Genomic DNA, 25,081 nt, shown 5'->3' on the forward strand with positions numbered 1-25,081 from the left:
CCGAGTCACCCGTGCCCAGCGGTCGTCCCAAGGAGCCCAAGTGCAGCCCGTGTTCGTCGACTTCTCCACCGCCGTCCCCCGGACCGGCAACGCCGTGGTCAGCACCGAACGGGCCGGCTTCGCCCGCGACCACCTCGCGCTCGACGCCGGGGCCACGGTCACCGTCGAGTTCGAGGTCCCGCCGGAGGGCGTGACGGACGAGCTCACGGTGAAGGTCCGCGCCCTCGTCTCCAAGCTGGGCGCCCGGCCCGGTTTCGCGCCGCTCGACGTGGCCGTCAACTCCAAGGCGATCGCCGGGGACTACCGGATACCCGGCGGCGGGGACATCCCGCAGCAGTTCGTCCTCGCCGTCCCCGCGGAGCTGCTCGTCCCGGGGGAGACCAACAGCCTGACGCTCCGCACCTCCGCCGACGCGCGCTCGCACCTGTGGCTGTACCGGGTGCTGGCCGAGCCCGTCTGGGACCGCGACGGGGCCGAGCGCGCCTGGCTCGCCGACTCCGCGGGCCGGTCGCTGCTGACCTACCGGACGGACCGCCGGGCACCGGGCGCGCAGGAGTGGGAGCCCGCCGCGCCCTGGCGGCTGCACCTCGACTCCGGCGAGGGGGCGATGCCGGCCCGGATCGACTGGCGGGTGCGGTCCGGCGCGGAGGCGTCCGTCGAGTTCGCCCTGGAGCTGACCACCTTCTACGGCCACACCCGCGACGCCGACGGCCGGTGGTACGAGCTGCGCGGCACCCTGACCGACCGCCGGGCCTTCCCCGGCGACTGCGACCCGGCCGCCACCCGCACCTTCTCCACCGAGGCCGGCTGGGGCGGCCGCTGGCACCCGGGCGGCCCGCTCACGATCCACCTCGCCGTGGGCGAGGAGACCCCCTTCGAGCGCATCGCCTGGACCGACCAGCGGGCCTGCTCGGCGTCCATCGGGCTGACCGGGGACGGCAGCTCCTTCCTCGGGTGGTCCCAGCGCGTCAACGAGGGGCCGGTCGGCTACCGGGGCGAGTTGATCGAGGCCGGGACAGCCGCCGGGGACCGGCCGGAGCCGGGCCCCCTCTCCGAGGAGCTGGAGCAGTTCGGCCGGGCGGTCGCCGACCTGGCCGACGCCGCGGTGAAGTCGCTCGGTTCGTTCCTCCGCAGGCTCTGACCGGCCGCCGCTCCGGCCCGGGGGACCGGGCCGGGGCCGCCACTCAGGTGGGAAACGGGGGCGGTCGTCGCAAAGCGACGGTGGAACCTCGTAAGGTCGTCTCCGTGTTGGACGAGATGCGGATACGGGATCTGGGTGTCATCGACGATGCGGTGGTCGAGCTCGCCCCCGGCTTCACCGCCGTCACGGGCGAGACCGGCGCGGGCAAGACCATGGTGGTGACCAGCCTCGGTCTGCTGCTCGGCGGCCGGGCCGACCCGGCGCTGGTGCGCAACGGCTCCGAACGGGCCGTGGTGGAGGGGCGGTTGACGCTCGACCCGGCCTCGCCGGTGGTGGCCCGCGCGCTGGAGGCGGGCGCCGAGCTGGACGACGGCGAGCTGCTGGTCAGCCGCACCGTCTCCGCCGAGGGCCGCTCGCGGGCGCACGTCGGCGGCCGCTCGGTGCCGGTCGGGCTGCTCGCCGAGCTCGGCGAGGACCTGATCGCCGTGCACGGCCAGACCGACCAGCAGCGGCTGCTGCGCCCGTCCCGGCAGCGCGGCGCGCTGGACCGGTACGCGGGCGAGGCCGTCGCCGAGCCGCTGGCCCGCTACCGGGAGGTGTACCGGGAGCTGCGCGAGGTCTCCGCGACGCTGGAGGAGCTGACCACCCGGGCCCGCGAGCGCGCCCAGGAGGCCGACCTGCTGCGCTTCGGCCTGGAGGAGGTCGCCGCCGCCGAGCCGGTCGCCGGGGAGGACGCCGAGCTGGCCGTGGAGGCCGAGCGGCTCGGCCACGCCGACGCGCTGTCCTCCGCGGCGACGCTGGCGCACGCCGCCCTGGCGGGCGACCCGGCCGACCCGGAGGCCGTCGACGCGGGCACCCTGCTCGCCCAGGCCCGCCGCGCCGTCGACGCGGTGCGCCACCACGACGAGCGCCTGGCGGCCCTCGCCGACCGGCTCGGCGAGTGCGGCTACCTGCTGGCCGACGTGGCCGGCGACCTCGCCGGGTACGCCGACGACCTGGACGCCGACCCGGTCCGGCTGGCTGCCGTCGAGGAGCGCCGCAGCGTGCTGGCCCACCTGGTGCGCAAGTACGCGGGCACCGAGGGCACCCTCGCCGAGGTGCTCGACTGGGCCGAGACCGGCTCGGTGCGGCTGCTGGAGCTCGACGGCGACGACGAGCGGATCGACGAACTCGGCGCCCGGGAGACCGAGTTGCGCGCCCGGCTGGCCGACCTGGCGGCCGAGGTCTCGCAGGCCCGGCACGCCGCCGCCGACAAGTTCGCCGCCGCGGTCTCCGACGAGCTCGCCGAACTCGCCATGCCGCACGCCCGGGTGACGTTCGCCATCAGCCAGCTCGACGACCTGGCCGGCATCGAGCTGGAGGGCCGCAGCGTCGCCTACGGCCCGCACGGCGTCGACGAGGTCGAGGTGCTGCTGGCCCCCCACCCCGGCGCGCAGCCCCGCCCGATCGCCAAGGGCGCCTCCGGCGGCGAGCTGTCGCGGGTGATGCTGGCCGTCGAGGTGGTGTTCGCGGGCGCCGACCCCGTCCCGACCTACCTGTTCGACGAGGTCGACGCGGGCGTCGGCGGCAAGGCGGCGGTCGAGATCGGCCGCCGGCTGGCCAAACTCGCCCGCAGCGCGCAGGTCGTGGTGGTCACCCACCTCCCGCAGGTCGCCGCGTTCGCCGACCGGCACCTGGTGGTGGAGAAGACCAACGACGGCATCGTCACCCGCAGCGGCGTGAAGACCCTCAGCGACGAGGAGCGAGTGCGCGAACTGTCCCGGATGCTCGCCGGGTTGGAGGACTCCGAGCTGGGCCGGGCGCACGCCGAGGAGCTGCTGGAGGCCGCCCGCACCGCCCGCGCCCGCTGACCCCGGCCGCGGCCGCACCGCTGCGGGCGACGCGCCCGCAGCGGTGCCGACTGTCCAAGAGGTGGACCGACCTGGCATCGTGGCGGACGGACACCAGCTGACAACGAGTCGGAGCGAGACAGACGTGGACCATTCCGCCGCCCGGGCCGCCGCGGCCCCCCAGCTGCACGTGGTGCTCGTCCTCGCCGCCGCGACCGGCGGCATCGGCGCCCACGTGCGCTCCCTCACCCAGGGCCTGGTCGCGCACGGCGTCACCGTCACGGTCTGCGCGCCCGAGGGCACCGACCGGCTGTTCGGGTTCTCGGCGGCCGGCGCCCGGCTGCACACCGTCGACATCACCCCGACCTCCGGCGCCCGCAGCGACGCCACCGCGATCGGCGAGCTGCGCCGCGCCTTCACCGGCGCCGACATCGTGCACGCCCACGGCCTGCGGGCCGGCCTGCTGTCCGACCTGGCGCTGCGCACCGCCGGGCGCTTCCCCGGCATCCGGCCCCAGACCCCGCTGGTGGTCACCTCGCACCACGCGCTGCTCACCACCGGGCTCGACCGCCGCCTGCAGCGCCTGATGGAGCGCCGGGTGGTGCGGGCCGCCGACCTGGTCCTCGGCGCCTCCTCCGACCTGGTCGCCCGGGCCCGCGAACTCGGCGCCACCGACGCCCGGCTGGGCCCGGTCGCCGCCCCGCCGATGCCGCCCGGCACCCTCGACCGGGACGCCGCCCGCAAGGCGCTGCCCGGCGGCGACGACGGCCGCCCGGTGGTGCTGGCGATCGGCCGGCTCGTCCCGCAGAAGTGCTTCGCGCTGCTGCTCGACGCCGTCCCGCACTTCGCCGCGCCCGGCGCCCCCGCCCCGCGGGTGCTGCTGGCCGGGGACGGCCCCGAGCGGCAGGGCCTGCGCGAGCGGGTGGCCGCCGAGCAGCTGCCCGTCGAGCTGCTCGGCTACCGCACCGACATTCCCGACCTGCTGGCCGCCGCCGACCTGGTGGTGCTCTCCTCCCGCTGGGAGGCCCGCTCGCTGGTCGCCCAGGAGGCGATGCGGGCCGGCGTCCCGGTGGTCGCCACCGCGGTGGGCGGGGTGCCCGAACTGGTCGGCGACGCCGCCGTGCTGGTGCCCTTCGCCGACCCGCGGGCGCTGGGCGGCGCCGTCCGCGAGCTGCTCGCCGACCCGGACCGCCGGGCCGAACTCGCCGCCGCCGGCCGGACGCAGGCCGCCACCTGGCCGGACGAGGCGGCCACCGTCGCCCAGGTGCTGTCCATCTACGACGAACTGGCGCAGCGTCAGAACTGACGCACTCCCAGGCGTCCGGCCCGTGGACGGGGCGGCCGGGCCGCCCTACCCTCCGGCCATGACACCCGTCCCCACCCCGGAGGACCTGCTGACCCGGCTGGCCGCCGCGATCGGCGTCCCGGCGGTGCTGCTGGCGCTGTGGGCGGCCGCCGGCGCGGTGGCGAGCTGGGTCGCGCTGGCCCGCCGGACCTCCGCCGCGGTCGCCGCGGGCGGCGCGCTGCTGCGGGAGCGCACCGGCGAGCGGCAGCGGGCCGCGCTCGGCTTCGTGCTGGCGGGCGCCGGGTTCGTCGCCACCGCCTACGCGCTGGGCCAGTTGGCGATGGTCACCTACACCCCGATCGAGGGCCGCCCGCGGATCGCCGACGGCGCCCGCTTCGACTGGCCGTTCGCGGCCCGGCACCTGCTCGGCTACCAGGACTGGTCGCGGCCCTCGTCGTACGCGGTGACGGCGGCCGCCGCGCTGCTCGCCGGGTACTCGGCGGGCGTCCTGCTGGAGGCCGTCGGCGCCCGGCCGGCGGGCCTGCTGCTGCGCGGCGCGGCCCTGCTGGCCGGCGGGACGGTGCTGCTGCTGTGCGTGGGCGCCGCCGCGCTGATCGGCCTGGCCGGGACGTGCGTGCTGGTCCTGGGCCTGACCCACTCCTCGGGCTACACCCCGGGCATGGCGGTGCTGTACGCGCTGTGGGTGGCGCTGCTGCTGCTCGCCCCGCTGCTGGCCTGGAGGGCCGGCCGGGCGGCCGAGGCGATGTTCGGCCGCCCGGCGGAGGAGTGAGCGGCCGTCAGCCCGACAGGTTGAGGCCGCCGGCGGCGGTCAGCCGCAGCGCGGTGTCGATCAGCGGGACGTGGCTGAACGCCTGCGGGAAGTTGCCCACCTGGCGGCGGGCCCGCGGGTCCCACTCCTCGGCCAGCAGCCCGACGTCGTTGCGCAGCGCCAGCAGCCGCTCGAACAGCTCGCGGGCCTCGCCGACCCGGCCGATCATCGCCAGGTCGTCGGCCAGCCAGAACGAGCAGGCCAGGAACGCCCCCTCGTGCCCCGACAGCCCGTCGACGTTGTTGCCTTCGTCGTCGTGCGTCGGGTAGCGCAGCACGAAGCCGTCCTCGGTGGACAGTTCGCGCTGGATCGCCTCGATGGTGCCGATGACCCGCTTGTCGTCCGGCGGCAGGAAGCCGACCTGCGGGATCAGCAGCAGCGAGGCGTCCAGCTCCCGGCCGCCGTAGTACTGGGTGAAGGTGTTGCGCTGCTCGTCGTAGCCGCGGGCGCACACGTCGGCGTGGATCTCGGCGCGCAGCGCCGTCCAGCGCTCGACCAGGCCGGGCGGCGGGTCCTCGGCCTGGGCGAGCAGCTTGAGGGTGCGGTCGACGGCGACCCAGGCCATCACCTTGGAGTGCACGAAGTGCCGGCGCGGCCCGCGGACCTCCCAGATGCCCTCGTCCGGGTTGCGCCAGTGCTCCTCCAGGTACTCGATCAGGCGCAGCTGCAGCTGGTGGGCGTGGTCGTGCCGGGACAGGCCGGACATGGTGGCCAGGTGCAGCGCCTCGACGACCTCGCCGTACACGTCGAGCTGGAGCTGCCCGGCGGCGCCGTTGCCGACCCGGACCGGGCGGGAGCCCTCGTAGCCGGGCAGCCAGTCGAGCTCGGACTCGGTGAGTTCGCGCTCCCCGGCGATGCCGTACATGATCTGCAGGTTCTCCGGGTCGCCGGCCACCGCGCGCAGCAGCCACTCGCGCCAGGCCCGGGCCTCCTCGCGGTAGCCGGTGCGCAGCAGCGAGGACAGGGTGATCGCGGCGTCGCGCAGCCAGGTGTAGCGGTAGTCCCAGTTGCGCTCGCCGCCGAGGTCCTCGGGCAGCGAGGTGGTGGGGGCGGCGACGATGCCGCCGGTGGGGGCGTAGGTGAGCGCCTTGAGGGTGATCAGCGAGCGGACCACGGCCTCCCGGTAGGGGCCCTGGTAGGTGCACTGGGCGACCCACTCGCGCCAGAACCGCTCGGTGGAGGCGAGCGCGCCCTCGGCGTCCGGCGGGGCGGGGGCCGACTCGTGCGAGGCCTTCCAGGTCAGGCCGAAGGCGATCCGCTGGCCGGCGGAGACGGTGAAGTCGGCGTAGGTGGTCAGGTCGCGCCCGTAGGTCTCGGCCATGCCGTCCAGCCACACCGAGTCGGGCCCGGCGACGGCGACGGTGCGGTGCCCCACCTCCGGGTGCTCGACCCGGTGCACCCAGGGCACGATCCGGCCGTAGCTGAAGCGCATCCGCACCGCCGAGCGCATCCGGACGGTGCCGGCCAGGCCCTCGACGATGCGGATCATCTGCGGGACGTCGGGCGTGCCGAGCAGGTGGCGCGGCGGCATGAAGTCGATCACCCGGACGGTGCCGCCCTGGGTGTCCCACTCCTGTTCCAGGACCAGCGAGTCGCCCCGGTAGCGGCGCCGGTCGCAGGGCAGCGCGGGCGCGGCGGCGGTGACCGGCGGGACGCGCAGTTCGCCGCTGTCGAGCAGCGCGGAGCGGGGTTCGGGGGCGGGGGGCGGTGCCTCGACCGGCGTGGCCGGGCCGATCCGCCAGAAGCCGTGCTCGTCGGTGCCCAGCAGCCCGGCGAACACCGCGGGGGAGTCGAACCGGGGCAGGCACAGCCAGTCGACCGCGCCGTCCCGGCTGACCAGCGCGGCGGTCTGCATGTCCCCGATCAGCGCGTAGTCCTCGATGCGACCGGCCATGGTTCTCCGTTCCGTGCGGGCCCCGCGGCGGACGGCGCGCACGGGTCGGGCGAGGATGTCGACGTTTGAGCAGAATACGTGGATCGGGGCGGTTAGGGGGGTTTCACGCGCCCCCGCCGCCTGCCCGCGCGCGCCGGGACCATGCCGGGCGACCCCGCTCCGAGCAGCCCGGATGCGCCGTCCGGCCGATCCGCCCGGGGCCCCGGTACCCGGACGCGGGCGAGCACTCGCCGGGGCACTGATACGCTGGTATCCCGTGGAACTGGTGGGAACGAGGGCCGGGAGCCCCTCCACCGGCGTCACCCTCCGACACGCGACCCACGGGAGCCCCCTCTTGGCACAGCCCCATTCCGGCAAGTCGGCCAACGGCCGTGCCGTGACGACCAAGCACCTCTTCGTCACCGGGGGTGTCGCCTCTTCGCTCGGCAAGGGGCTCACCGCCTCCAGCCTCGGCGCCCTGCTCAAGGCCCGCGGCCTGCGGGTGACGATGCAGAAGCTCGACCCGTACCTCAACGTGGACCCGGGCACCATGAACCCGTTCCAGCACGGTGAGGTCTTCGTCACGGACGACGGCGCCGAGACCGACCTCGACATCGGCCACTACGAGCGCTTCCTCGACACCAACCTGCACGGTTCGGCGAACGTCACCACCGGCCAGGTCTACTCCACCGTGATCGCCAAGGAGCGGCGCGGCGAGTACCTCGGCGACACCGTCCAGGTCATCCCGCACATCACCAACGAGATCAAGTCCCGGATCCGCCGGATGGCGACCGAGGACGTCGACGTGGTCATCACCGAGGTCGGCGGCACCGTCGGCGACATCGAGTCGCTGCCGTTCCTGGAGGCCGTCCGCCAGGTCCGCCACGAGGTCGGCCGGGACAACGTCTTCTTCGTGCACGTCTCGCTGCTGCCGTACATCGGCCCGTCCGGCGAGCTGAAGACCAAGCCCACCCAGCACTCGGTGGCCGCGCTGCGCAACATCGGCATCCAGCCCGACGCGATCGTGCTGCGCGCCGACCGCGAGGTGCCGCAGGCCATCAAGCGCAAGATCTCGCTGATGTGCGACGTCGACGAGGAGGCCGTGGTCGCCGCGATCGACGCCAAGTCGATCTACGACATCCCCAAGGTGCTGCACGGCGAGGGCCTGGACGCGTACGTGGTGCGCCGCCTGGACCTGCCGTTCCGCGACGTGGACTGGACGGTCTGGGACGACCTGCTGCGCCGCGTCCACGAGCCGCAGCACGAGGTCAAGGTCGCGCTGGTCGGCAAGTACATCGACCTGCCGGACGCCTACCTGTCGGTGACCGAGGCGCTGCGGGCCGGCGGCTTCGCCAACAACGCCCGGGTGCAGATCAAGTGGGTCGCCTCGGACGACTGCGAGACCCCCGAGGGCGCCCAGGAGCAGCTCGGCGACGTGGACGCGATCTGCATCCCCGGCGGCTTCGGCGACCGCGGCGTGGACGGCAAGGTCGCCGCGATCACCTACGGCCGGGAGAACCGGATCCCGCTGCTGGGCCTGTGCCTGGGCCTGCAGTGCGTGGTCATCGAGGCCGCCCGCAACCTGGCCGGCCTGCCCGAGGCCAACTCCACCGAGTTCGACGCCGCGGCGAAGTACCCGGTCGTCTCGACCATGGCCGAGCAGCTCGCCATCGTCGACGGCAAGGGCGACCTCGGCGGCACCATGCGCCTGGGCCTGTACCCGGCGAAGCTCGCCGAGGGCTCCATCGTGCGCGAGGTGTACGGCGGCGAGCAGTACGTCGAGGAGCGCCACCGCCACCGCTACGAGGTCAACAACGCCTACCGCGCCGACCTGGAGAAGACCGGCCTGCAGTTCTCCGGCCTCTCCCCGAAGGGCGACCTGGTCGAGTACGTCGAGTACCCGCGCGAGGTGCACCCCTACCTGGTCGCCACCCAGGCCCACCCCGAGCTGAAGTCCCGCCCGACCCGCCCGCACCCGCTGTTCGCGGGCCTGGTCGCGGCGGCGATCGACCGCAAGGTCGGCTGAGGATTCCGCCGGTAGTCCTTCGGTGGTCCTCCGGTAGTGCCGAGCGCCCGTCGGGATCTTCCCGGCGGGCGCTTCGGCGTGTCGCGGGGGCGGCGTCCGGTAGATTGTGTCTATCTGACGAGAAGGGGTGGTGCCCGGTGGCCGGGATTCACGACGTGGCCGAGGAGTGGGACGTCCGGGACGGGCACACGCCCTTCCGCGGCAAGGTGACGGGCGTGCGCAGCGAACAGGTGCGGATGCCCGACGGCGTCTGGGCGCAGCGCGACTACCAGCTGCACCCCGGCTCGGTCGCGGTGCTCGCCCTCGACGAGCAGGGCCGGGTGCTGACCCTGCGCCAGTACCGGCACCCCGTCCGGCACCGGCTCTGGGAACTCCCGGCGGGGCTGCTCGACGTGCCCGGCGAGAACCCGCTGCACGCGGCGCAGCGGGAGCTCTTCGAGGAGGCCCACTGCAAGGCCGGGCAGTGGCGCGTCCTGGTCGACTTCTTCACCTCGCCCGGCGGCAGCGACGAGGCCGTGCGGCTCTTCCTGGCGACGGACCTGTCGGAGGCGGACGGCGAGCGCTACGCGGCGCACGGCGAGGAACTGGAGATCGAGACGGCCTGGGTGCCGCGCGAGGACCTGGTCCGGCTGGTCCTGGCCGGCGAACTCCACAACCCGACCCTGGTCACCGGCGTCCTGGCCCTCACCGCGACCGGCGGCGACCTCGACACGCTCAGGCCCGCGGACGCGGAGTGGCCGGCCCGGCCGTACTGAAAGGCACAGATGGGGGCGCGGGGAACTGCGCGCGGCGGGAGTCGCACGTCGGTGCGGTCGCGGGATAGTGCAAGGCATTGTCCTGCGAGGCGATCTGGCTGCGGGTGCTCGGTTGGCCGCGCAGTTCCCCGCGCCCCTGCTTTCGCTCGGGTGGGCCTGCAGCAGTCCTCCCCGCGCCCCTGGTTTCGCTCGGGTGGGCCTGCTGCAGTCCTCCCCGCGCCCCTGGTTGCGCTCGGGTGGGCCTGCAGCAGTTCTCCCCTTGCGCCAGCAAGGTGATTCGGCCGTTGGTCATACCAGGGTGTCTCGGCGGGGCGGGGTGGGCGAACTACGCTTCGCGGACAGGGCTCGGTGGGCGGGCTCGGGGCGCTGGGCGACGGGTCGGGAGTGGCGCGGGTGGCGAGGAAGACGGCGGCGGTGGCCGAGGCGGCCGGGATCTTCGACGTGTTGCCCGCAGGTGCCCGGCCGTTCGCCGGGCGGGGGGCGGAGCTGGCGGCGCTGACGGTCGCGGCGGGGCGGCCCGCCCAGGGGAGGGGGCGGCTGCTGGTGCTGGCGGGGCGTCCGGGTTCGGGGCGCAGCGCGCTCGCGGTGCGGTGGGCCAGGTCGGTGGCGGGGGACTACCCGGACGGGCTGCTGTACGCGCGGCTGTCCGCGCCGGACGGGGGGCGGGTGGGGGCCGGGCGGGCGGCCCGGGTGCTGCTGGACCAGTTGGGGGAGCGGCCGGGGGCGGCGCTGCTGCCGGGTGCGGCGGAGGAGGACCCGGCCTGCGAGGCGCTGCGGGAGGCGCTGGGGCAGCGCAAGGTGCTGGTGCTGCTGGACGACGTGCGGGACGCCGGGCAGGTGTGGCCGCTGCTGGCGGAGAAGACCGACTCGCTGCTGCTGGCGACCACCTCGGGGCCGCTGATGGGCATCGACGGGATCGATCCGGTGATCCTCGGCGGCCTGGACCACCGGGCCGCGGTGGACCTGCTGGGCGAGCTGGTCGGCGGGACCAGGGTCTCCTGCGACCCGGTGGGCGCCGCGGACCTGGCCGAGGCGTGCGCGAACCGGCCGGCCGCGCTGCGCCTGGCGGCAGGGTGGCTGCGCACCGAACCCCGGCTGGCGGTCACCGACGCCGCGGCCCGGCTGCGGCCCGTTCCGGCGCCCGTGCCGGCGGTGGTGGAGGGGCCGGTGCGGCCGGCCGATCCGGAGCGGGAGACGGTGCCGGTGGTGGAGGGCGACCCGCTGCGCGGGGCGTTCGAGCTGGCGTACCGGCGGCTGCCCGCGGCCAGGTCCCGGCTGCTGCGGCTGTGCACGCTGGCGCCCGGCCAGCTGGTCGACCTGCGCACGGCGTCCGCGCTGGCGGGGTGTCCGGCGCCGGAGGCGGGGGCGGGGCTGGCGGCGCTGGCCGAGCTGGAGCTGCTGGAACGGGAGCCGGACGCGGCGGACGGCACCGAGCGCTACCGGGTGCCGGGCCGGCTGTACGGGCGGCTGGTGGAGCTGCGCGGGGAGGTGGACCGCCCGTCCGAGGTGGAGCTGGCCCGGGCCCGGCTGCTGGAGCGGCTGGTGCGGCTGGTGGACTCGGCGCGGCTGCTGCTGGACCCGGCGGCCGGCCCCAATCCGGACCCGCTGCCGGGGCCGCTGCGGCTGCGCACCGCCGCGCACGCCGAGGGCTGGCTGCTGGGGGAGCGCGAGCTGCTGCTGGCCGCGGTCGCCGACGCGGTGGGCCAGGGGGACCTGGACGGTTCGGCGGGCCGCCTGGTGACCGCGCTGCTGCGCGCCCTGCCGCTGACCGGTGAGGCGGCCCCCGCGGACCTGCACGCCCTGCACGAGTCGGTGCTGAGGGTGGCCGAGCGGCAGGGTGCGCCGCGCCGGGCCGCCGCCGCGCTGCTGAACCTGGGTGACCTGCAGGCCGCCGCCGGGCGCTGGGAGCAGGCGGGCGAGCGCTACCGCCGGGCCGTCGAGCTGGCCCGGGGGGCGGGCGACGAGGCGGGCTGCGCCCGCGCGCTGGAGGGCGTGGGCCACGGCCACCGGGCGCTCGGCGACCCGCTGCGCGCCGCCGACGCCTACGGGCGGGCGCTGGTGCTGCGGCAGGCCCTGGGCGACCGGCCGGCCGAGGCCCGGCTGCTGGTGCGGCTGGCGGAGGCGCACGCCGGGCTGCGGCGGTTCGAGGAGGCGCTGCGCGAGTACCGGTCGGCGGCCGCGGTGCTGCGCCGGATCGGCGACGGGCGGGGCGAGCAGGAGGTCGCGGCGCTGGCCGCCCGGCTGCAGCGGCACCTCGGCCGGGAGGGCCTGCGTCCGCTTCCGGAGTAATGTCGTAGGTGCGGAGTTCGCCCGGAAATGTGGCCTTGGAACGCGTGCAAGCCTACGAACCTGCCAATGTGTCTGGCTGATTTAGTCACTTTGGAAGGCTGACACGCCGACTGGGCTTCATTACACTCGAACTCAGTCGCGCATAGATCTATGCACCGGCCTGTCCGTTGTGCCTTCTTGTGCGTCGCCTGCCGGTCTTCCCCGGCCGGTATCCCCCATGGCAAGAGGACGTGTTAGCCGTGAAGGTCGGCATCCCCCGCGAGGTCAAGAACCACGAGTACCGCGTGGCCATCACGCCTGCCGGTGTGCATGAGCTGGTCCGCAACGGACACGAGGTCGTCATCGAGGACAACGCCGGTGTCGGCTCCTCGATCCCGAACGAGGAGTACGTGGCCGCCGGTGCGACCATCCTCCCCACCGCCGACGAGGTGTGGGCCGCGGCCGACATGATCCTCAAGGTGAAGGAGCCCATCGCCTCCGAGTACCACCGGCTGCGCAAGGGCCAGACCCTCTTCACCTACCTGCACCTGGCCGCCGACCGGGCCGGCACCGACGCGCTGGTCGCCTCCGGCACCACCGCGATCGCCTACGAGACGGTGCAGCTGCCCAACGGCGCGCTGCCGCTGCTCGCCCCGATGTCCGAGGTCGCGGGCCGGCTGGCCCCGCAGGTCGGCTCCTACCACCTGATGCGCCCGGCCGGCGGCCGCGGCGTGCTGCCCGGCGGCGTGCCCGGCACCCACCCGGCGAAGGCGGTCGTCATCGGCGGCGGCGTCTCCGGCTGGCACGCGGCCACCATCGCCATCGGCATGGGCTACGACGTGACCCTGCTGGACCGCGACATCAACAAGCTGCGCGAGGCCGACAAGGTCTTCGGCACCAAGGTCAAGGCGATCGTCTCCAACTCCTTCGAGCTGGAGAAGGCCGTCGTCGAGGCCGATCTGGTGATCGGCGCGGTGCTGATCCCGGGCGCCAAGGCCCCCAAGCTGGTCACCAACGAGCTGGTCGCCAAGATGAAGCCGGGCTCGGTGCTCGTGGACATCGCCATCGACCAGGGCGGCTGCTTCGAGGACTCGCACCCCACCACGCACGCCGAGCCGACCTTCCAGGTCCACAACTCGGTCTTCTACTGCGTGGCCAACATGCCGGGCGCCGTCCCCAACACCTCCACCTACGCGCTCACCAACGCGACCCTGCCGTACGTGGTCGAGCTGGCCAACCGCGGCTGGAAGGAGGCGCTGCGCCGGGACGCCGCGCTCGCCAAGGGCCTGAACGTGCACGAGGGCCAGATCACCTTCCCGGCCGTCGCCGAGGCGTTCGGCCTGGAGTCGGTCTCCCTGGAGAGCGTGCTCGCCTGACGCCCCCTCACCCGCTGTCGCCCCCGGCCGTCCTTCCCCTTCGCGCCGGGGGCTTCGGCATGCCCGCGCGGGCCGGCGGGCGGACCGGCGGTGACCACCGGCGGTCAATTGCGGTGCGGTTTGTCACCCGCTCTGTCGACAAGGACACCTGACGGGCCCTCACGGCCCGGTGCCTGCGCGGAAACGTTAGGGTCGTGTCTTGACACGGGGTGGGTGAACGGCCGACACACACGGCCCACTACCGTGGATTGTGTTGCTGCGAATGCCCGAAACGGCCTAGAGTCGCAAACCGTTGGCATGCTGCCACGCTGACGAATCGACATAGAGTCCTGGACGTCCAAGGAGGTAAGACGACTTGTGAATGAGTCGACATTTGCTCCCGGGGGTGGTCAGCCAGGACTGGCGGAGCTCTCCGCCGGGCAGCCGAACGAGGAAGCCCGGCAGGCCACGGTGGGCGCGCAGGAGGTCGGCTCGGTCGCGGTCCGCACCTTCGAGGCCCGCCAGAGCGCGGCGACGGCCGCCACCGACTACGACGCCGACTTCGCGGCGTACGGCCTGGCCTACAGCGAGCTCGGCTACGGGCCCTACGACGACCCGGACGCCGAGTACGAGCCCGACCCCGAGTACGCCGCCACCCTGGCCCCCGACGCGGCCCGCCAGCGCCGCGAGCGGGTCGGCCCGACCGGCCGCCCGCTGCCGTACTTCCCGATCCCCGCGCCGCTCGCCGAGCACGGCCCCGCGCAGATCATCGCGATGTGCAACCAGAAGGGCGGCGTCGGCAAGACCACCTCCACCATCAACCTGGGCGCGGCGCTCGCCGAGTACGGCCGCCGGGTGCTGCTGGTGGACTTCGACCCGCAGGGCGCGCTCTCGGTCGGCCTCGGCGTCAACCCGATGGAGCTCGACGTCACCGTCTACAACCTGCTCATGGAGCGGGGCCTGACGGCCGACGAGGTGCTGCTGAAGACCGCCATCCCCGGCATGGACCTGCTGCCGTCCAACATCGACCTGTCGGCCGCCGAGGTGCAGCTGGTCAGCGAGGTCGCCCGGGAGTCGGCGCTGGCCCGCGCGCTCAAGCCGCTGCTGCCCGACTACGACTACGTGATCATCGACTGCCAGCCCTCGCTGGGCCTGCTGACGGTCAACGCGCTGACCGCCGCGCACAGCGTGATCGTCCCGCTGGAGTGCGAGTTCTTCGCGCTGCGCGGCGTCGCGCTGCTCACCGAGACCATCGAGAAGGTCTGCGAGCGGCTCAACCCCGACCTGCGGCTGGACGGCATCCTGGCCACCATGTACGACTCGCGCACCGTGCACTCGCGCGAGGTGCTGGCCCGGGTCGTCGAGGCGTTCGGCGAGCACGTCTTCCACACCGTCATCGGACGGACCGTCAGGTTCCCGGAGACCACCGTGGCGGGCGAGCCGATCACCACCTACGCCACCAACTCGGTCGGCGCGGCCGCCTACCGCCAGCTCGCCAGGGAGGTGCTCGACCGGTGCCGCCCCGCCGAGTGAGCCTCCCGGGGGCCGACGAACTGTTCCGGGCAACCGGCGGAATGGCCCTGTCGCCCTCGCTCGCGCGCAACGGCTCCGGCTCCGGCACCGCCCCCGCGAACGGCACCGCCCCGGCGGGCCAGGAACCCCCCGGGGGCGGCGAGGGCGCCGCTCCCGCGCCGCGCACCCCCGAGGTGCCGGCCGCCAGACCGGAAGCCGCCCCGGCGGCCCCTGCGGGGCGCGCGGAGGACCCCGCAGAGGCCCGGCGGGCGGCCCCGGCCACGGTGCGCGGACGCGGACGGGCCCGGCGGCCCTCCGGGCGGGAACGGCACGACGAGAAGATCACCGTGTACGTGTCCGCCGAGGAACTGATGGACCTGGAGCACGCCCGGCTGGTGCTGCGCGGCGAGCACGGCCTGGCGGTGGACCGCGGGCGGGTCGTCCGGGAGGCCGTCGCGGTGGTCCTGGCGGACCTGGAGCAGCGCGGCGAGGCGTCGATCCTGGTGCGGCGGCTGCGCGGGCGCTGAGGGCCGCCGCGGGGCGCCCCCGGCCGGTGCCGGGGTTTCCGCCGGCGGGTCTGCCAGAATGTGGCGTCATGGCGTTCCAGGTCCGGTTGGAGAACTTCGAGGGGCCGTTCGACCTGCTGCTCGGACTGATCGCCAAGCACAAGCTGGACGTCACCGAGGTGGCGCTGTCGAAGGTCACCGACGAGTTCGTCGCGCACATCAGGGCGATGGGGCCGGAGTGGGACCTGGACGCGGCGACCGAGTTCCTGGTGGTCGCGGCGACCCTGCTGGACCTGAAGGCGGCCCGGCTGCTGCCGGTCGCCGAGGTCGAGGACGAGGAGGACCTGGCGCTGCTGGAGGCGCGCGACCTGCTGTTCGCGCGGCTGCTGCAGTACCGGGCGTACAAGAGGGTCGCGGCGCTGTTCGCCGAGCGCTGGGACGGCGAGGCGCTGCGCCGGGCGCGGACGGTCGCGCTGGAGCCCCGGTACGCGCAGCTGCTGCCCGAGGTGGTGCTGGCGGTCGGCCCGGAGCGGTTCGCGCAGCTGGCCGCGAAGGCGTTCGCGCCCAGGCCGCGGCCGGCCGTGTACGTGGACCACATCCACGTGCCGCCGGTCAGCGTGCGCGAGCAGGCCGCGCTGGTGGCGCGGCGGCTGGCCGAGCTCGGCGAGGCGACCTTCGGGCGGTTGGCGGCGGACGCGGAGAGCACGCTGGTGGTGGTCGCCCGGTTCCTGGCGCTGCTGGAGCTGTACCGGGAGCGGGCGGTGGACTTCGAGCAGCCGCGGGCCCTGGAGGAGCTGGTGGTGCGCTGGGTGGCCGCCTCCGGGCAGCGGGTCGAGGTGACCGACGAGTTCGACCGCCCGGCGGGCGGCGGCCAGGAAGGCGGTACGGCATGACGGAGCGGCCCGCGCGCCGGTCCCTGGGGCTGCCGGGTGCGCCCCGGCCCGGGGAGTGGCAGGAGTCGGCGTACCCGGACGGGGTGCGCGTCGAGCCGGTGGAGCGCGTCCTGGCGCTGCCGGACGCGCCGGAGCCGGAGCCCGGCGGGGTGCCGCTGCGGGCGGGGCTGGAGGCGGTGCTGATGGTCGCCGACGAGCCGGTCGCGGAGGGCAGGCTGGCCGGGGTGCTGGACGCGCCGCGGGAGCAAGTGGCCGCGGTGCTGCGGGAGTTGGCGGCCGAGTACACGGCGCAGGGGCGCGGCTTCGAGCTCCGGCAGGTGGCCGGCGGGTGGCGGTTCTACAGCCGCGCGGAGTGCGCCGGGGCGGTCGAGCGGTTCGTGCTGGACGGGCAGCAGGCCCGGCTCACCCAGGCCGCGCTGGAGACGCTGGCGGTGGTCGCGTACCGGCAGCCGGTGTCGCGCGGGAGGGTTTCCGCGGTCCGTGGTGTGAACTGCGACGGCGTGATGCGTACCCTGGTACAGCGAGGACTGGTCGAAGAAGCCGGCACCGAGCCCGAGACCGGAGCGATCCTGTATCGGACGACGAACTACTTCCTGGAACGGATGGGGCTGCGCGGCCTGGACGAGCTGCCGGAGCTCGCGCCCTTCCTGCCCGAGGTCGACGACGTGGAAGCGGAGTCCCTGGAGGGCACGATGATCGCGCAGGCGGTCGCCGCCGCACAGGAAGGGCCGAGGCCGAACCAGGCCGACCAGACGGATATCGACGTACGGACATTTTGATGCGTAGCAGTGGCAACGGTGGCAACGGCAGGAACAGCGGCGGCGGCGGGCAGGGCCGGGGCGGGCAGGGCGGCGGCCGAGGCGGCCAGCAGGGCGGGGGCCGGGGCGGATCGTCGTCCTACGGCGGCGGCAGCGGCGGTGGCCGCGGCGGGCAGTCCTCGCGCGGCGGCTCGGGCTCGTACGGCGGCGGCAGCGGCTCGTACGGCGGCGGGCGCGGGGGTTCGGGCTCCGGCTCCTCGTACGGCGGCGGCCAGGGCCGCGGCGGGTCGGGCTCCGGCTCGGGCTCGTACGGGCGCGGGGGCGAGCGGCGCGAGGAGCGGCGGCAGCCGCGTCCGGAGGAGCGCCGGTACGACCGGCCCGAGTACGGCGGCGGGCCGAACGCGACGCCCGGGCGCGGGGCGTTCGACTCCCGCAAGCCCGGGGCGGCGCCCCGGCCGCGGCGGGAGGGGCAGGGCGCGCCCGGCGACCCGCGGCGCCAGCCGCAGCGCTCCCGGGAGCTGCAGGGCCGGATCGAGGACCGGGTGCTGGCCCGGCACGAGGGCCCCGGCAAGGAGGTCGGCGAGGACGGCGAGCGCCTGCAGAAGGTGCTGGCGCGGGCCGGCATGGGCAGCCGCCGGGCCTGCGAGGAGCTGATCGCGCAGGGCCGGGTCGACGTCAACGGCGAGACCGTGCTGGAGCAGGGCCGCCGGGTCGACCCGGTGAAGGACGAGATCAAGGTGGACGGCCTGACCGTCGCCACCCAGTCCTACCTGTTCTTCGCGCTCAACAAGCCGGCCGGCGTGGTCTCCACCATGGAGGACCCCGAGGGCCGGCAGTGCCTGGGCGACTACGTGACCAACCGGGAGACCCGGCTGTTCCACGTCGGCCGCCTGGACACCGAGACCGAGGGCATCATCCTGCTCACCAACCACGGCGAGCTGGCCCACCGCCTCACCCACCCCAAGTACGGCGTCACCAAGACCTACCTGGCCGCGATCCAGGGCCCGCTGCCGCGCGACCTCGGCAAGACCCTCGCCAAGGGCGTCGAGCTGGAGGACGGCTGGGCCCGCGCCGACAGCTTCAAGGTGATCTCCAACCTCGGCAAGAACTACCTGGTCGAGGTGACCCTGCACGAGGGCCGCAAGCACATCGTGCGCCGCCTGCTGGCCGAGGTCGGCTTCCCGGTCGACAAGCTGGTGCGCACCGCGTTCGGCCCGATCTCGCTGGGCGACCAGAAGTCCGGCTGGCTGCGCCGCCTGACCAACCCCGAGGTCGGCACCCTGATGCACGAGGTCGGCCTGTAGCAGCCGCCCACCGGAGCCCGTCCGCCGCACCGCCGCGGACGGGCTCCGACGCGTGCCCGGACGGCCGTGCGGAGGGCGGGCCCCGCCGGGCCCCGACGCGCCTTGACATGTGAGGCGCACCGCACGGCCTTGCTATCGTTCCGCCCGGTGGCAGAAGATTGCCACCGAAGTTCGCCCCGGCGCGTGGCGGAAGTGCGCCACCGCGTCAGGCCACTGGGCGGCGGGGGAAGGAACCACCACCATGCTGGACGCATTCACCGTGCTGGGCCTCGGCCGCCCCGACGGCCAGGTGTACGCCGCGCTGGTCGTCGCGCCGCAGTCCACCGCCGAGGAGTTGGCGGAGCACTGCGGCCTGACCCTGGAGCAGTGCCGGGCCGCCCTGGACCGGCTCGCCGAGCAGGGCATGGCCACCCGCGCCCCGGTCGACCGGGAGCGCTACCTGTCGGTCGCCCCCGACGTCGCCATCGGCACCCTGATCGGCCACCGCGAGGCCGAACTGCGCTCCGCCCGCGCCGAGATGCACCGGCTGATGGACGCCTTCCGCGAAGCCTCCCGGTACACCGACCCGGCGCACTCGGTGGAGGTGCTCACCGGCGGCGAGGCGATCGCCCAGCGCCTGGAGCACCTGATCGAGTCCAGCCAGTACCAGATACGCGGCTTCGACTGCCCGCCGTACGTGCAGGACCCGACGGTCGAGCAGCCCCGGCAGCGGGCCAAGCTCAAGTCCGGGGTGCGGATCCGCACCGTCTTCGACAAGGAGGCGATCGCCTGGCCCGGACGGCTGGAGCAGGAGATCCTCACCGGCGTCGAGGACGGCGAGGAGGCCCGGGTCCGTCCGGTGCTGCCGATGAAGATGATGATGGCCGACGACAAGATGGCGATCATCCCGATCAGCGTCGGCGACAGCGTGCTGGACGCCGCGTACGTCATCCACCCGTCCGCGCTGCTGCAGGCCCTGGACGCGCTGTTCGAGGCCGAGTGGGAGCGCGCCGTGCCGCTGCAGACCGTGCTCGGCGACGGCGAGGGGCCCGGGCCGGAGGCCGACCACCTCAAGCTGCTGGGCCTGCTGGCGGCCGGCCTCACCGACGAGTCGATCGCCCGCTCGCTGGGCTGGAGCGCCCGCACCACCCAGCGCCGCCTGCAGGGCCTGATGCGGGAACTCGGCGCCACCACCCGCTTCCAGGCGGGCATGGCGGCCCGGGAGCGCGGCTGGCTCTGACGGACCGGCCCCGGCGGGCCGCCGTCCGCCCGGCCGGGCCCACCGGGCCGGGGGCGGGGTCAGCTCCAGGGCCGCAGGGCCGCCCAGCGGCCGTCCGGGCCGCGCTCCAGCTTCTCCAGGCCGAGCACGGCCGTCCGGTTCAGCCGGCCGTAGATGTGCGGGAACAGCACCCCCTCGGCGGCGCCCGGCGGCGGCCCGCCGGCCGCCGCCTCCCACTTCACCATCGGCTCGACCAGCTTCTCCTCGATCAGCAGGGCCATCAGCGGCTCCGGGGCGTCCCGGAAGAACGCGTTGGCCACCGCCAGCGCGGTGGGCTCGTCCGGCGAGCAGTGCAGGAAGCCCTCGGTCAGCAGCGACGCGGCGGTGTACGGCCGGCCCGGGTCGCGCAGCCAGTCGTCCAGCGGGGCGAGGTGGTAGATCATGAGTCTTTTCTACCCCTCCCGGGCCGGACCGCCGGGCCAAGGGCGCGGCTCACAGGCCCGCCACCTTCGCCGTCGCCGCGATCTCGTACACCAGCGTCACCGTGCGCCGCCCGCCCGGCGGCAGCGGGACCTCCCAGCGGGCGATGCCCTCGGCGTCCAGCTCGTCCGGCGGCGGCGAGCAGTGCTCCTTGCGCAGCCGCACCTGCACCGCGGACACCTCGGAGACCGGGATCCGCTCGCGCAGCACCACCACCCGCTCGGTGTGCTCGTCCGGGCCGGAGAAGCGCGACAGGTGCAGGCGCACGGTGCGGGTCACCAGGGTGCGCTGGCCGCCCAGACCCGCGCCCTCCCGGCGCTCGTCGGCCTCCCGGACCACCCGCAGCCCGTCCGAGGAGCCGAACGCCAGGCGCACCGGCGCGCCCGGCGCGGTGAACTCCAGGGCGCCCCGGCCGGTGTAGCCCGAGCCGCGCACCAGGTCCACCGGGCCGGCCAGCAGCGGGTGCCCCGCCGCGTTGCGGAACGACACCACCTCGGTGACCGCCTCCGACAGCTCCGGCGCCGCCGCGAACTCGCTGTGCGCCGCCGCCTCGAACACGCTCACCGGCACCCGGTGCGCCCGCCCGTCCGAGGGCACCGACACCGGGCCGTCCACCCGCAGCACCCGCACCTCGCCGCCGTCGTCCAGGCCCGGCAGGCCCGGCTCCAGCGGGCCCGCGTCGGAGACCGCCTGCTCGCGCAGCTCCACCTCGACGGTCTTCTTCTCCTGCGCCGAGCGCTCCCGCAGCACCAGCCGGTCCTCGACCAGCGCCGGCGGCTCGCCCGCCGACGCCGAACGCGCCGTCGACAGCGTCAGCCGCACGTCCGACCAGTCCTCGCCGGTGCGCTGCCACACCACCGCGTCGCTCTCCAGCCGCAGCGTGCCGCCCACCAGCTCGGCCCGGTACGCCGGACGCCACAGCGCACACGCCGTCAGGTGCCCCACCCGGGCCAGGAACCGGCCCGGCTCGGCGCACTCCACCGACAGCTCCACGAACGCCAGCAGCTCGGCCGGCTCCCGCTCCGCCAGGTCCAGCGCCTCCTCGGCCCGGGCCAGCTCCGCCGCCAGCTCCACCGAGCGCACCCGCGAGCCGCGCAGCTGCTCGCCGTACGACTCCCGCTCGGCGTCCACCCGGTCCAGCTCGCGCGACCAGCGGGCCTGCTCCAGCTCGCCGTGGCCCGCGCCCTCGCCGATCTCCCGCAGCAGATCCGCGGCCAGCTGCCCGAGCAGCGCCAGCCGGGCCTGCAGCCGCTCCTGGCGGCGCGACTCGGCCAGGTGCTCGCGCTCCAGGTCGTGCACCCGGCGGCGCAGCGCCGAGTCGTCCGGCCCCGGCGGCAGCGGCACCGGCGGCTGCCAGGACCGCACCAGCCGCACGTCCAGCACCTTGGCCGCGCCGGTCGGCGCGCCGTCCCGGTCCAGCAGCCGGGCGTGCAGCGAGCGGTCCGCCGCCAGCGCCGTCACCGGGCCCAGCCGCAGCCGGTGCACGCCCGGCGCCAGCTCCAGCTCCGCCGTCCGCTCCAGCTGCGCCCGGTCCTCCAGACAGGTCGCGGCGGTCACCGGAAGGGCGATCGTCTCCTCGTCCACGTTCAACTCCTCCGGCACGTTCAACTCCTCCGGTTCCCGCCGACCACGGCCTTGCCGGCCGGAATGCGGATCGCATAACCGCCCGTCAGCTCCACCGAACCACCCGGCGGCACCACCACCCGGCGGATCCGGGCCGAGGAGGGCACCGCCTCGGACGGCTGCTCCGGCGGCGACCAGCCCGGCCGCTCCTCGACCCGCACCTCCGGATCGCCCGGCACCGGCACCCGCTCGCGGACCTCCACCGACGCCTCGTGCGGCAGCCGGTTCACCAACTCGATCCGCACGCCGTGCTCCAGCACCGTCGTCGAGTTCAGCACCCCCGACGTCGACTCCCGCACCTCGGCGTGCCGGGCCACCCGCAGCTCCTCGGCCCGGCCCAGGCCCAACTCCCGCACCCCGCCCGGCGCCAGCGTCGGCAGCGCCGCCGTCAGCAGGAAGTCGCCGTCCACCGACACCTCCACCGGGCCGGCCAGCAGCGCGTGCGCCGTCGCGTTCGACAGCTCCAGCACCGCGTACACCGCCTCCTCCACCGACGGCACCGTCACGTAGGCGGTCCGCACCCCCACCGGCAGCTCCGCCACCGCCACGGTGTGCCACACCCCGTCCGACGGGACGTCCGCCGGGGCCTGCGCGTCGAAGCGGTGGTCGAACGAGCCCGCCGACTCGCGCGGCGGCGCCCCGAACCGGGGCAGCGGCAGCCGGCCCACCGCCTCCGCCGCGCGCAGCGCGCTCCCGCCGCCGCGCAGCCGCGGCGGCTCCGGGAACAGCCGGCCGCGCCGGTACGACTCCTCCGCCGGGCCCGCCAGCACCATCGCCGGGTAGTCCAGCTGGTCGGCGGACGGCCGCGGCTCGGCCGGGGCCGCGGGCGCGGAGTCGGCCTGCGGGGCGGGCGCCGCCCCGCCGTACGCCAGGCCGCGGGACCGCTCACCGGCCGGGGGCGGCGGGGGAGCGGCCGCCGCGACCGGCATCGCCATCGGGGCCAGCCGCATCGGCGGCCCGGCCGGCGCGAACCCCGGCGCGGCCGGTGCGCCCGGCCCGCCGCCCGGCGCGCCGCCAGGTGCGAACCCCGGCGCGCCGCCCGGCCGTCCGGCCCGCCGCGGCGACGGCTGCGGCGGGGGCACCGGGCCGCCGCCGCCCATCGCCGCGCCCATCGCCGCGGACACCGCCACCGGCGGCTCCGGCGGCTCCGGTTTCGACCGCTGCGCGTCCTGCCAGCCGTCGAACAGCCCGTCCAGGCCCTCCGGTTGCGCGCGCCACCCCGACGGCGCGGGCGCCGCCTGCCGGCGGCCGATCCGCAGCGACGCCAGCTCCGGCAGCGCCCCCGCCCGCAGCAGGCCCGCCGTCGACAGCGCCAGCCGCACCCCCGACCAGTCCTCGCCCGTCCGCTGCGCCACCGACGCCCGCAGCACCAGCCGCGCCGTCCGCTCGCCCCGGCGGTGCGCCAGCTGGTACGTCGGCACCCACACCGCGCCCGGCACGGTGTACTCCACCTCCAGCTCCACCGGGCCCGCGCCGCGCACCGTCAGCTCCGCGCACGCCCCCGCCTCGACCCCGCCCGCCCGTTCGGCCGAGGAACGGGCGTCCGCCCGGGCGGCCGCCACCTGGTAGGCGTGCTCGGCCAGCCGGGCCTGCTGGGCCAGCTCCACCGCCCGCTCCTGCAGCACCTCCAGCCGGGCGTCCACGAACTCGGCCAGCGCCAGCACCGCGTCCGCCGGGGCCCGCCGGTGCCCCTCGTCCCGGCGGCGCTGCGGCGGCACCGGGCGCAGCGCCGCGACCTCCGCGATCCGCTCGTCCAGCCGGCGGCAGCGCTCCTCCAGCAGCTCGAACCGGGCCCGAAGGTTCTTCAACTCCTGCTCCCAGGACGGGAGTTCGTCCTCGTCGCGGACCCGGGCCGGATAGCCCAGCCGGGCCTCGGCGACCCGCCCCTCGCCCGACAGCACCCGCACCCGCAGCGACCCCGCCGCCGCCAGCAGCGGCAGCCCCGACACCCGCACCCGGCCGTCCGCCGGCAGTACGCCCGCGGCCCGGCGCCGGCACACCGCGCCCACCGCGTGCACCACCACCGACTCCAACCCGGACTCCCACACCGCCCGTTGCCCCGCCACCTGGCCCCCTTCGCTGCCGGCCCGCACCCCGGACCCGGGCGCCCAGTCTGCACCCAACCCCCGTCGCCGCACCCGGATTTCCGCTGCGCGTCGGCCGGACGGCCCGGGCGGGGCGGTATGCGGGGGCGTCCGGGCGTGCGGGAGGATGGGGGGACAGTTGCACGCCGCTGCACACCGCTGCACGCCGCACCCGGGAGACGAGAAGCCGCCATGCGCACAGCCGCCGTCATCGGCACCGGACTGATCGGCACCTCCGCCGCGCTCGCCCTCACCCGCCGGGGGATAAGCGTCCACCTCGAGGACGCCGACCAGGACGCCGCCCGCACGGCCGCCTCGCTCGGCGCGGGCACCACCGAGCCCGCCGACGGCCCCGTCGACCTGGCGGTCATCGCCGTCCCGCCGGCGCTGGTCGGCAAGGTCCTCGCGGACTGCCAGCGGCGCGGCCTGGCCCGCTGCTACACCGACGTCGCCAGCGTCAAGGCCGGGCCGCGCGGCGAGATCACCGCGCTCGGGCTCGACACCGCCCGCTACATCGGCTCGCACCCGATGGCCGGCCGCGAACGCTCCGGGCCGCTCGCCGCCACCGCCGACCTGTTCGAGGGCCGCCCGTGGGTGCTCACGCCCACCGCCGACACCGACACCGAAACGCTCAACGCCGCACTCGAACTCGTCGCCCTCTGCGGGGCCATGCCGATCGTCATGGACGCCGCCGACCACGACCGGGCCGTCGCCCTCGTCTCGCACGCCCCGCAACTGCTCTCCTCGCTGGTCGCCGCCCGGCTGGAGCACGCCGAGGAGACCGCCGTCCGGCTCTCCGGGCAGGGCGTGCGCGACGTCACCCGGATCGCCGCCTCCAACCCCGCGATGTGGATCGACATCCTCTCCGCCAACGCGGGCGTCGTCGCCGACGTCCTCGACGACCTCGCCGCCGACCTCGCCGACACCGTCACCGCGCTGCGGGCCCTGCAGGCCGCCGACGAGGGCCAGCGGCGGGCCGGCGCGGCCGGCATCGAGGCCGTCATGCGCCGCGGCAACACCGGCCAGGCCCGCATCCCCGGCAAGCACGGCGCGCCGCCCACCCGCTACGAGACCGTCACCGTCGTCCTCGGCGACCAGCCCGGCGAACTCGGCCGCCTCTTCGGCGAGGTCGGCGCGCTCGGCGTGAACATCGAGGACGTGACGATCGAGCACTCGACGGGACAGCAGGTCGGCCACGTGCAGCTGGCGGTCGCGCCGACGTCGGTGCGGGCACTGGTGGCGGGGCTGCGCGAGCGGGGCTGGGGGGTGCGGGAGCAGTAGGGGGAGGAGAGGGGAGCCGCTGCGCGAGGCTTCCGGGGGGTGAGGAGGGGAGGGGAAAGGGCGGCGGCGCGGGGCGGGGAC

General features: G+C 75.6%; 19 protein-coding genes. 15 read left to right on the plus strand and 4 right to left on the minus strand.

The window, feature by feature from the left end; genetic code table 11:
- Window positions 1-40 precede the first annotated feature (40 nt).
- The 4 genes from IH44_RS0123990 to IH44_RS0124005 all read left to right on the plus strand — a co-directional run bounded on the left by IH44_RS0123990 (window position 41) and on the right by IH44_RS0124005 (window position 5,045).
- Complete coding sequence (locus IH44_RS0123990) at window positions 41-1,141, plus strand: hypothetical protein (protein ID WP_051817262.1); 1,101 nt, start codon at window positions 41-43, stop codon at window positions 1,139-1,141.
- 116 nt (window positions 1,142-1,257) lie between these two features.
- A complete protein-coding gene (recN, locus tag IH44_RS0123995) occupies window positions 1,258-2,991 on the plus strand; it encodes a DNA repair protein RecN (protein ID WP_030461769.1) in 1,734 nt (577 codons plus the stop codon).
- Between the two features lie 124 nt (window positions 2,992-3,115).
- Window positions 3,116-4,276 carry a glycosyltransferase family 4 protein gene (locus IH44_RS0124000; protein WP_030461770.1) on the plus strand — a complete coding sequence of 387 codons (1,161 nt, stop codon included), beginning with the start codon at window positions 3,116-3,118 and terminating at the stop codon, window positions 4,274-4,276.
- Between the two features lie 58 nt (window positions 4,277-4,334).
- On the plus strand, window positions 4,335-5,045 hold the full coding sequence (locus IH44_RS0124005) for a hypothetical protein (RefSeq protein ID WP_030461771.1): 711 nt from the start codon (window positions 4,335-4,337) through the stop codon (window positions 5,043-5,045).
- Between the two features lie 7 nt (window positions 5,046-5,052).
- On the opposite strand, the gene IH44_RS0124010 is transcribed toward IH44_RS0124005, so the two are convergent.
- Complete coding sequence (locus tag IH44_RS0124010) at window positions 5,053-6,978, minus strand: glycoside hydrolase family 15 protein (protein WP_030461772.1); 1,926 nt, start codon at window positions 6,976-6,978, stop codon at window positions 5,053-5,055.
- 334 nt (window positions 6,979-7,312) lie between these two features.
- Between IH44_RS0124010 and IH44_RS0124015 the strand changes: the two genes are divergently transcribed.
- The 10 genes from IH44_RS0124015 to IH44_RS0124060 all read left to right on the plus strand — a co-directional run bounded on the left by IH44_RS0124015 (window position 7,313) and on the right by IH44_RS0124060 (window position 19,553).
- Window positions 7,313-8,983, plus strand: coding sequence for a CTP synthase (locus IH44_RS0124015; RefSeq protein WP_304414219.1), 1,671 nt, complete (start codon window positions 7,313-7,315; stop codon window positions 8,981-8,983).
- 137 nt (window positions 8,984-9,120) lie between these two features.
- Window positions 9,121-9,738, plus strand: coding sequence for an NUDIX hydrolase (locus tag IH44_RS0124020; RefSeq protein ID WP_030461774.1), 618 nt, complete (start codon window positions 9,121-9,123; stop codon window positions 9,736-9,738).
- Between the two features lie 393 nt (window positions 9,739-10,131).
- Window positions 10,132-12,027, plus strand: coding sequence for a tetratricopeptide repeat protein (locus IH44_RS0124025; protein WP_157852448.1), 1,896 nt, complete (start codon window positions 10,132-10,134; stop codon window positions 12,025-12,027).
- A 239-nt stretch (window positions 12,028-12,266) separates the two neighbouring features.
- Complete coding sequence (ald, locus tag IH44_RS0124030; RefSeq protein WP_030461776.1) at window positions 12,267-13,382, plus strand: alanine dehydrogenase; 1,116 nt, start codon at window positions 12,267-12,269, stop codon at window positions 13,380-13,382.
- Between the two features lie 450 nt (window positions 13,383-13,832).
- Complete coding sequence (locus IH44_RS0124035; protein WP_030461777.1) at window positions 13,833-14,894, plus strand: ParA family protein; 1,062 nt, start codon at window positions 13,833-13,835, stop codon at window positions 14,892-14,894.
- Window positions 14,895-14,935: 41 nt separating this feature from the next.
- The gene (locus tag IH44_RS0124040) at window positions 14,936-15,400 is read left to right on the plus strand and encodes a hypothetical protein (RefSeq protein WP_198545030.1); all 465 of its coding nucleotides are present in this window, start codon (window positions 14,936-14,938) and stop codon (window positions 15,398-15,400) included.
- 68 nt (window positions 15,401-15,468) lie between these two features.
- Window positions 15,469-16,272: a segregation/condensation protein A gene (locus IH44_RS0124045; RefSeq protein WP_035956218.1), complete on the plus strand. Its 804-nt coding sequence runs from the start codon at window positions 15,469-15,471 to the stop codon at window positions 16,270-16,272.
- Between the two features lie 182 nt (window positions 16,273-16,454).
- Window positions 16,455-17,051: an SMC-Scp complex subunit ScpB gene (gene scpB, locus IH44_RS0124050; RefSeq protein ID WP_232795059.1), complete on the plus strand. Its 597-nt coding sequence runs from the start codon at window positions 16,455-16,457 to the stop codon at window positions 17,049-17,051.
- A complete protein-coding gene (locus IH44_RS0124055; protein WP_030461781.1) occupies window positions 17,051-18,334 on the plus strand; it encodes a pseudouridine synthase in 1,284 nt (427 codons plus the stop codon). The genes scpB and IH44_RS0124055 overlap by 1 nt, the downstream gene beginning before the upstream one ends.
- Before the next feature lie 241 nt (window positions 18,335-18,575).
- A complete protein-coding gene (locus tag IH44_RS0124060) occupies window positions 18,576-19,553 on the plus strand; it encodes a helix-turn-helix domain-containing protein (protein WP_030461782.1) in 978 nt (325 codons plus the stop codon).
- Between the two features lie 59 nt (window positions 19,554-19,612).
- On the opposite strand, the gene IH44_RS0124065 is transcribed toward IH44_RS0124060, so the two are convergent.
- Genes IH44_RS0124065 through IH44_RS0124075 form a run of 3 tightly spaced genes read right to left on the minus strand, consistent with a single transcriptional unit; the run spans window position 19,613 to window position 23,701 of the window.
- A complete protein-coding gene (locus IH44_RS0124065) occupies window positions 19,613-19,975 on the minus strand; it encodes a DUF952 domain-containing protein (RefSeq protein ID WP_030461783.1) in 363 nt (120 codons plus the stop codon).
- A gap of 49 nt (window positions 19,976-20,024) precedes the next feature.
- The gene (locus IH44_RS0124070; protein ID WP_030461784.1) at window positions 20,025-21,602 is read right to left on the minus strand and encodes a DUF4139 domain-containing protein; all 1,578 of its coding nucleotides are present in this window, start codon (window positions 21,600-21,602) and stop codon (window positions 20,025-20,027) included.
- Window positions 21,603-21,616: 14 nt separating this feature from the next.
- Complete coding sequence (locus IH44_RS0124075) at window positions 21,617-23,701, minus strand: DUF4139 domain-containing protein (protein ID WP_232795058.1); 2,085 nt, start codon at window positions 23,699-23,701, stop codon at window positions 21,617-21,619.
- 210 nt (window positions 23,702-23,911) lie between these two features.
- On the opposite strand from IH44_RS0124075, the gene IH44_RS0124080 reads away from it, so the two are divergent.
- Complete coding sequence (locus IH44_RS0124080) at window positions 23,912-25,000, plus strand: prephenate dehydrogenase (RefSeq protein ID WP_030461786.1); 1,089 nt, start codon at window positions 23,912-23,914, stop codon at window positions 24,998-25,000.
- Window positions 25,001-25,081: the final 81 nt, after the last annotated feature.

The sequence above is a fragment of the Kitasatospora sp. NRRL B-11411 genome, from assembly GCF_000721345.1.
Classification (GTDB): domain Bacteria; phylum Actinomycetota; class Actinomycetes; order Streptomycetales; family Streptomycetaceae; genus Kitasatospora; species Kitasatospora cineracea.

Excerpts from the sequence above, each read along its gene's own strand:
- IH44_RS0124045 (WP_035956218.1), top strand. The coding sequence starts at position 15,469 with ATGGCGTTCCAGGTCCGGTTGGAGAACTTCGAGGGGCCGTTCGACCTG.
- IH44_RS0124055 (WP_030461781.1), top strand. The coding sequence starts at position 17,051 with ATGCGTAGCAGTGGCAACGGTGGCAACGGCAGGAACAGCGGCGGCGGC.
- IH44_RS0124005 (WP_030461771.1), top strand. The coding sequence starts at position 4,335 with ATGACACCCGTCCCCACCCCGGAGGACCTGCTGACCCGGCTGGCCGCC.
- IH44_RS0124010 (WP_030461772.1), bottom strand. The coding sequence starts at position 6,978 with ATGGCCGGTCGCATCGAGGACTACGCGCTGATCGGGGACATGCAGACC.
- IH44_RS0124060 (WP_030461782.1), top strand. The coding sequence starts at position 18,576 with ATGCTGGACGCATTCACCGTGCTGGGCCTCGGCCGCCCCGACGGCCAG.
- IH44_RS0124040 (WP_198545030.1), top strand. The coding sequence starts at position 14,936 with ATGGCCCTGTCGCCCTCGCTCGCGCGCAACGGCTCCGGCTCCGGCACC.
- IH44_RS0124080 (WP_030461786.1), top strand. The coding sequence starts at position 23,912 with ATGCGCACAGCCGCCGTCATCGGCACCGGACTGATCGGCACCTCCGCC.
- scpB (WP_232795059.1), top strand. The coding sequence starts at position 16,455 with ATGGTCGCCGACGAGCCGGTCGCGGAGGGCAGGCTGGCCGGGGTGCTG.
- IH44_RS0124065 (WP_030461783.1), bottom strand. The coding sequence starts at position 19,975 with ATGATCTACCACCTCGCCCCGCTGGACGACTGGCTGCGCGACCCGGGC.
- recN (WP_030461769.1), top strand. The coding sequence starts at position 1,258 with ATGCGGATACGGGATCTGGGTGTCATCGACGATGCGGTGGTCGAGCTC.